General features: G+C 39.9%; 8 protein-coding genes. 4 read left to right on the top strand and 4 right to left on the bottom strand.

The window, feature by feature from the left end; all coding sequences use genetic code 11:
* Window positions 1-187: 187 nt before the first annotated feature.
* Together IQ236_RS23015 and IQ236_RS23010 are read right to left on the bottom strand one after the other, a co-directional pair.
* Entirely contained in the window at window positions 188-2,224 is a 2,037-nt protein-coding gene (locus IQ236_RS23015) for an FAD-dependent oxidoreductase (protein ID WP_193871447.1), read from the bottom strand.
* Window positions 2,225-2,237: 13 nt separating this feature from the next.
* Window positions 2,238-2,729 carry a gluconokinase gene (locus tag IQ236_RS23010; protein ID WP_193871446.1) on the bottom strand — a complete coding sequence of 164 codons (492 nt, stop codon included), beginning with the start codon at window positions 2,727-2,729 and terminating at the stop codon, window positions 2,238-2,240.
* Window positions 2,730-2,810: 81 nt separating this feature from the next.
* Here IQ236_RS23010 and IQ236_RS23005 point away from each other — a divergent pair, with 81 nt between their 5' ends.
* The 4 genes from IQ236_RS23005 (at window position 2,811) to IQ236_RS22990 (ending at window position 4,739) form a co-directional block, all read left to right on the top strand.
* On the top strand, window positions 2,811-3,272 hold the full coding sequence (locus IQ236_RS23005) for a CYTH domain-containing protein (RefSeq protein WP_193871445.1): 462 nt from the start codon (window positions 2,811-2,813) through the stop codon (window positions 3,270-3,272).
* 126 nt (window positions 3,273-3,398) lie between these two features.
* Window positions 3,399-3,971, top strand: a complete 573-nt coding sequence (locus IQ236_RS23000; RefSeq protein WP_193871444.1) for a Uma2 family endonuclease — start codon at window positions 3,399-3,401, stop codon at window positions 3,969-3,971.
* Between the two features lie 34 nt (window positions 3,972-4,005).
* Entirely contained in the window at window positions 4,006-4,293 is a 288-nt protein-coding gene (locus IQ236_RS22995) for a hypothetical protein (RefSeq protein ID WP_193871443.1), read from the top strand.
* Complete coding sequence (locus tag IQ236_RS22990; RefSeq protein WP_193871442.1) at window positions 4,293-4,739, top strand: type II toxin-antitoxin system VapC family toxin; 447 nt, start codon at window positions 4,293-4,295, stop codon at window positions 4,737-4,739. The genes IQ236_RS22995 and IQ236_RS22990 overlap by 1 nt, the downstream gene beginning before the upstream one ends.
* A 95-nt stretch (window positions 4,740-4,834) precedes the next feature.
* Here IQ236_RS22990 and gltD read toward each other — a convergent pair whose 3' ends face one another.
* On the bottom strand, window positions 4,835-6,319 hold the full coding sequence (gltD, locus tag IQ236_RS22985; protein WP_193871441.1) for a glutamate synthase small subunit: 1,485 nt from the start codon (window positions 6,317-6,319) through the stop codon (window positions 4,835-4,837).
* A gap of 930 nt (window positions 6,320-7,249) precedes the next feature.
* Window positions 7,250-7,612 (bottom strand): gas vesicle protein, encoded by a 363-nt coding sequence (locus IQ236_RS22980; protein ID WP_190522985.1) that lies wholly within the window; start codon window positions 7,610-7,612, stop codon window positions 7,250-7,252.
* Between the last annotated feature and the right edge of the window lies 1 nt (window position 7,613).

Below are 7,613 nucleotides of genomic sequence, written 5' to 3'. Positions count from 1 at the left end.
TGCGATCGCCCCTTTAAACTAACACAACCAGTTGCCACCTCCCCAGGGCGACTACTCATCGCCCTCTTCAACTCGCATTAGCCGTTGCGATCGCCTCCAATCTTTTCCTTAAGTTGACACCAATGGGCGCGCCTCGCCCCTACGACTATTGGGATTTTTAGCTATTTGTACAACTGATTTAGACTTACTATATCTTTAGAAAGCCTTCTGGAGTGACGGAAAAAAGCGATCGCCTTTGCAACCCTTCCTGATGTAAAATCTCATTAGCGGCTAATAAACCACTACTAATGGCTCTTTCCATTAAACCACAAGGAAACGGCATTTTTACCCAATCTCCCGCAAACATTAAGTTAGAAACCCCAGAATTTGTCACCGGACGATTAGCATAACTTCCGGGGGGATATCCAGCAAAATTTTTCTGATTCACTAATTCTCGATGCAATAGGGTAGCGGATTTTAATTCGGGAACAATTTCATAAAGTTCTTGTTCAAACGTCGTTAATAACGCTTCTTGAGTCGGAAATTCAGTTTCTTTATAACAATAAGCGTGTAATTCAACAACACTTCCTCCCGTTTCTTGATGCCATTGAATATATTCATCTTGAATGCGATGATAAAGGGTAATACTATCGGTTAAATTATAGCCGGATAAAGAGGTAAAATAGCTATATTCCCAAGGGAAATCTCGATCAAACCAAAAGCGACAAACCGCAAAAGGATCAGCAACTTGTAATTGTTCAATTTGTTGCTTAACCTGTAAATTAATATCCCCAGTCATTAAAGTAAATAACTGCTGTGTCCCTGGAATATCCGTCGCCAATACATAATAATCCGCTTGAATCATTTGGGGAGAATTTGTAGCAGAGATAACAGATAAAGAGTCAGATAAGCCCTTATCCTGAAGATTACTTACCCCTCGTTTAAAGTTTCCCTCCTCCCCCCAATTTTTGGGGGGTTGGGTGATTTCTTGTACTAACTGCACTTGGTCATTCTGTCTTTGAATCACTTGATATTGTGGTAAATTTCGTTGTGCTGGCCCAGAAATCACCTCACCTTTTTGATTAAAAACAGCACCATGACAAGGACAGTGAAAATATCCGTCTTCTGCCATTTTTACAGTACAACCTTGATGGGTACAGTGTAAAGAAATAGCTGTATTATTTTGGGGAGATACGGCATAAACATCATCAGCGTTGCCGAAATATTCAAACCCTTTAGATGATATCAGAGAATTAGATTTTACCCAAAATGGAACGGTATTAATTTCATCCCCTTTAAAATAAGTAATCGAGTCAATTTGACCTTGATTCCAGTTAAAATTACTAACGGTAACTTCCGTTAAAACTTCTCCTCCTTTTTGCTGAATTGCATTAACAAGAGGTTGGACTAAGCTAGTACCCATATCTTGACGAGTTCCATTAAATGCTAACCCTTCAGGATTCCCAAAAAAATAGAAATGAAAAAACTGCATTAGTTCCCCCACACTCAGTTTATCCGGTGCATTTAAACTGGATTTTGCAAAGGGAAGAAAATATAAATCATATAATCCTTGAGGGAAATCTTCACGCACCCAATCTGCAACGGAAATATCATCTAACCGTTGATAACTATTCGGAATTTTAAACCCACCAATCTCTCGAAATACTTTCCAATGATTGAGATGGGTGAGATTAATTCCCCAGTTTAAACGATTGGGAGAAGATACGCCTAAATCAACGATATTCCAAGGAAAAGCAGACCGACTAGGACGAAAAATTTCGGGTTGATACTGGTTATTCCTAAAAACAACCGCATAGGATTCTAAAGATATGAAATTATCTTTAATTTTAAGTTGATTAACTAAAGAATTTAAGTTATAATATTGAGGGAAAAACCCATGAAATCCATGCTCCATTTTAAAGGTTTTATCCCCCACTTGAATATCCCAACTTGCAATTTTACCGCCTAATTGGGGAGACTTTTCTAATACAGTAACTTTAAATCCCCGTTGACTAAGTTCATAACCACAGGCTAATCCCGCTAATCCTCCTCCAACAATAACAACGTGCTTCGGTTGCTCTAAAAATTGCGGTAAATTAATAATATCCGGCTGGAAAATAGCAGGTTCAGGTTTATGAAATCGAGAATATCCTAATACCCCTGTTACTGCACCAACCCCTAAAACTTTGAGGACAGAACGACGAGAAAGATGAGAAAATGAAGAGGCGTTAAATTGTTCAGTCATGGATCATTTAAACTTAAGGTTTTAACTGCAAATAGGTTTGAATTTGAGCTATAATTTCTAAGGGGGAATCGGAAATATCAACATATAAAGCCGTTTTAGGTTCTTCTAAAATGTCTAATTGAGTATCCAGAAGATTAGCCGACATAAAATGATTATACCGACTTTGGAGGCGTTGTTGAATTAATTTTTCTGGCCCTTTTAAATAAACTAAGCGCATTTGCTGAGAATCTCTCCATAACATTAAACGATAGGAATCTTTCAACGCTGAACAAGCTAAAACCACATTTTTTTTTGTTTCTAACCAGTCATCAATTGCCTTTTGAACCTGCATTAACCAAGGCAATCGATCGCTATCCCCCAAGGGAATATTTTTGCTCATTTTAGCAATATTTTCAGGAGAGTGAAACTCATCAGCATCGTGAAATTGCCACTGCAAAGACTCCGCCAAAAGTTGACCAATTGTAGATTTCCCAGAACCGGAAACCCCCATCACTAAAATAATCATTATGGCTCCAAATAAAAGAACGTGAAAGATCAAAAATTTGTGCTAAAATATAGGTATAACTGATTTTTTTAATCATTGCAAATGGGAACGGAAATTGAACGGAAATTTTTAGTTAAAGGGGATGAATGGCGATCGCTAGGGGTTGCAGAAATCTATCGTCAAGGCTATATTAGCAACGACAAGGGACGAACTGTGCGCGTCCGTGTTGTTGGAGAACAAGGCTATTTAACCATTAAAGGGTCAACAACGGGAATGAAACGAGCAGAATTTGAGTATAAAATACCCGTTGAGGATGCTCAAGAATTATTAGAAACGTTATGCGATCGCCCCTTCATTGAAAAAACACGATATAAAATTTTAATCGGGGATTTAATCTGGGAAGTAGACGAATTTTGGGGAGAAAATCAAGGATTAATTTTAGCCGAAGTGGAACTAGAAACCGAAGATCAAACTATTGAACTACCCGACTGGATAGGAGAAGAAGTCACTCATGATACCCGATATTATAATTCCAATTTAGTTAAAAACCCCTTCAAATCGTAGTAAGCCCTTCAGGGCTTTCTCCCCAACAATTTAAAGTTAACAAAATAAAGTGTTTTGAGTTAAATTAAAAGAGCGATCGCATTTTCCATCAAATCAGTCATAACAATCCATTTGGACTTCTGCATCATGCCTGAAATGACCGTCAAAGACCTAGAACGCATTGAGTCAGTCCTGAATGAAGCTGGCTTGGACTATCAAATTGAAATCGAACAAGGTAATATTACCATGATGGGCCCATCAGATATCGTTACCAGTGAAGTTTCCTTAGAATTTGCTTGTCAACTCAGTAATTGGGTCAAACCCCGTCGCCTGGGTCGTGTTTTTGACTCCGCAGGGGGGTTTATTTTACCCAATAGTGACTTAAAAGCACCGGATGTGTCTTTTGTCTTGCGTGATCGCCTTCCCCGTAGTGTTCGCTATTTTGCCACTCTGGTTCCCGATTTAGTCGTTGAAGTCAAATCTCAAAGCGATCGCCTGAAAAAAATACGAGATAAAATTCAAGTTTATATTCAACAAGGGGTTAAAGTTGCAATTCTAATTGATCCCGATACCTGTCAACTGGAAGTTTACTACCCTAATCAGTCTGTTATTGTATTAGGAAATGGTGATATTTTAACCCTAAGCGATCTCCTCCCTGGATGGGAATTAGTTGTTTCAGAGATATGGCCTCCTGTATTTGATGAAGATGAATCATCCTAGACTCAAATTCAACCCATTATCCTCTATTAATATTATGAATACTGTTGAACTGCGGAAGCAAATCGAGCAAAATCTTTTACAAATTTCCCCTAAAAACCTAAAGACAATCGCTAAATTTGTTGAATTTATTAAACAACAAGAGAATGACCAAAATATTCATCCCCTATTGTCAGAAACAATTGCCTATAAACCTGCTTCTGGTCAATCGGTATTACGACACGCAGGCCAGTGGGTTGGTGATGACTTAGAGGACTGTCTTGACTTCGTAAATCAAACTAGAGGAAAAGTATTAGCCAATAAACATATTAATCCTTTTGAATAATGTACCTTTTAGATACCAATCACTGTAGCCTTATTCTCGTAGAAAACCAGACTGTTATCCAAACCATAGAACAAATAGGAGAAACCAATATAGCTACCTCAGTTATTACAGCAGGTGAACTAATTTACATGGCAGAAAATTCTAAAAATAAAGAGCAGAACTTAAGCTTGATCAACCAATTTATTGAAGATATTAGAGTGTATTATATTGATGAAGAAACAGCCAAAGTCTATGGACAGATTAAAGCAGCCTTAATCAAGGAATTTGGCCCCCAACAAAAAACGAAACGAAAAACAACTAAAATTACAGAATTAGGTTTTGATGAAAATGATCTATGGATAGCTGCTATTACTCGGTGTTATGATCTTACCTTAGTAACATCTGATAGCGATTTTACCCGCATCCAAACCGTTATCAATTTAACCATAGAAAACTGGAGAACATAAAGAGTAAGGCGATCGCTAATTTCTTCAAACTCTCCAATAACACCCGCAAACCGTCAAAAATCCCCCCAAAAAAAGGAGGGATTTCTAATCACAAATTAAGGTAAATCCGTCTGTCCCATCAAATATAAATCACATTCACGGGCGGCGCCACGACCTTCATTAAACGCCCAAACCACAAGGCTTTGACCCCGACGACAATCACCCGCCGCAAACACCCCCGGAATACTGGTAGCATACTTACCCTGTTCAGCCTTAACATTACTCCGAGCATCCCGTTCTAAACCCAAAGCATCTAATAGCGGTTGTTCCGGCCCTAAAAATCCCATCGCTAATAACACTAATTGCGCCGGAATCACCTTTTCCGTGCCGGGAATGTGCTGCGGAATAAACTGACCCTTCTCATTTTTCCCCCATTCCACCTCAACGGTATGAATGGCTGTCACATTGCCATTTTCATCCCCTTCAAATTTCGTGGCTGTTGTTAAATAAACACGGGGGTCAGCCCCAAATTTCGCTGCGGCTTCTTCCTGACCGTAATCCATTTTATAAACCTTCGGCCATTCCGGCCAGGGATTATTGGCGGCACGTTCAGAGGGAGGTTTGGGTAAAATTTCCAACTGCACCACACTATTGCAACCGTGACGAATAGAAGTACCTACACAGTCTGTCCCCGTATCTCCCCCTCCAATAATCACCACATCTTTCCCCTCGGCGGAGATGAAATCACTTCCGGGTTGTTGATTTAAAACAGCCTGAGTATTAGCTGTGAGGAACTCCATTGCAAAATGAATCCCCTTGAGATCTCGCCCTTCAATAGGCAGATCACGGGGTTTGGTCGCCCCGGTACACAGGATCACCGCATCAAATTCTTTTAACAGGTTTTCGGCGGGAAAGTCCTTGCCAACTTCGGTATTGCAAATAAACTTAACGCCCTCGTCTTCCAATACCTTCAGCCGTCGCAGGACAACTTTTTCTTTATCGAGTTTCATGTTAGGGATACCATACATTAATAATCCCCCCGGACGGTCAGCCCGTTCAAACACCGTGACCCAATGACCCGCTTTATTCAGTTGCGCCGCCGCACATAATCCCGCAGGGCCAGAACCAATCACCGCCACTTTCTTTCCGGTGCGTTTGCTAGGAGGTTCAGGGGTGATCCAGCCTTCATCCCAGCCTTTATCAATAATTGAACATTCAATATTTTTAATCGTAACCGGAGGGTTATGAATGCCCAGAACACAGGAACCCTCACAAGGCGCTGGACAAACCCGACCTGTAAATTCAGGGAAATTATTAGTTTTGTGGAGACGGTCTAAGGCTTCTTTCCACAGTCCGCGATAAATTAAATCGTTCCATTCGGGGATCAGGTTATTGATGGGGCAACCACTAGCCATCCCACTAATAATGGTTCCTGTATGGCAAAAGGGAGTGCCACAGTCCATACACCGGGCGGCTTGGGTGCGAAGTTTGTCATCCTCCATCGGGAGATGAAATTCATCCCAATTCCCAACTCGATCTAGGGGGGCGAGTTCCGCAGCAAGTTCGCGGGCATATTCCAGAAAGCCAGTCGGTTTTCCCATAATTTTTTCCGTTAAACTGTTGAGTATTGGTTGTTAGCAATCTTGATTCGGTTTACGGTCAAGGTTGTTTAATATATTCGCAGGGCTGTTGTTGAAAGGCTTAAATATACCAGTTTTTCAACCTTCAGCCTGTTTTTTTTCTGGAAATCGTCAACAACTGATGACAAATTAGTAATTAACAAATTTGAGATACTTTAATTTTCCTCATTGTGATTCGCCCTGTTGAATTTTAGGGCATTTTTCAGATTAATTTAAGGACTGTTCAATATTTCTTAATGATGCCGAGGGCAGAAATCCATCCGGTTTTATCCGTCGTGATCACAAAACCTTTGGCAAAACAGAGATATCGAATTCAGTAGAGAATTATCGAGAAAACTATTAATAATCAAAAGCTTAGGTGTAGAGGATACCGTTTAGACACGGGGCAGAGTTATCCCCATTTTATTATTAAATAACTCCCTTCAGAGATAACCTAAACATTCCCTTGTCATTGCCATGCGCTTCGCGCCACCGTAGGCGATCGCTATTTCCCCTCAATACATAAGTTATTGATTTTGTCAAGAGTCCTTTCTAGGGTTGAACTGTCCCTCTCAAAAACTCGTGCATCGCCAAGCAATAATTCTGTCAGCAATTCAATATATTTGACGATGGCATCAGGGTTTTAACCTCAATTTTGACCCATAGACAGAATAACCCCTTGGGTGCTGTTTTTTATACTCTACCAGAACCCCTATCAATTCGTCAACTATTTGAGAGTAATTTTCAATAAAATCTCAATATTTCCTGACAATCTTTTGAAAAACAAAACAATATTGAAAAATGGATTAGAAAACCTGAACATTAATCCCGATTAAAACCATAGGTTCACCCCTCGGCTACAATAGATGAAATCGGAAGCAATTTATAACCCAAAGTTCATATTATTGCGTTTTATTGCGTTTCTTCGGGTTGTTTTTGTGCTGTTAACGCTTTTAATGCTTTGACTTCCTCCTCTAATAATTTCACCTGTTCTAATAATTGTTGATTACTGGCGGCTAAAACTTTCGCCTGACTGCTTAAATAGGGATCACTTTCCCACCAATTAATCCCAATTTCTCTGGCTTTATCCACCGAAGCAATTAACAACCGAATTCTAATATTAAGAAGTTCCGTTGAACCGACGGAAACGGAAATATCCCCGGCGATAACAATGCCTTTATCTAATACCCGTTCTAAAATATCAGCTAAACTTGATCCTTGGGTAGATGTGGAAACACCCCGTTGCAAATTTGAGAGAGGTTGCTGTGAATTCATA

Source organism: Planktothrix mougeotii LEGE 06226 (assembly GCF_015207485.1).
GTDB lineage: Bacteria > Cyanobacteriota > Cyanobacteriia > Cyanobacteriales > Microcoleaceae > Planktothrix.
The sequence above is the reverse complement of the archived record's forward strand: the minus strand, read 5'-3'. Positions and strand labels throughout refer to the sequence as shown.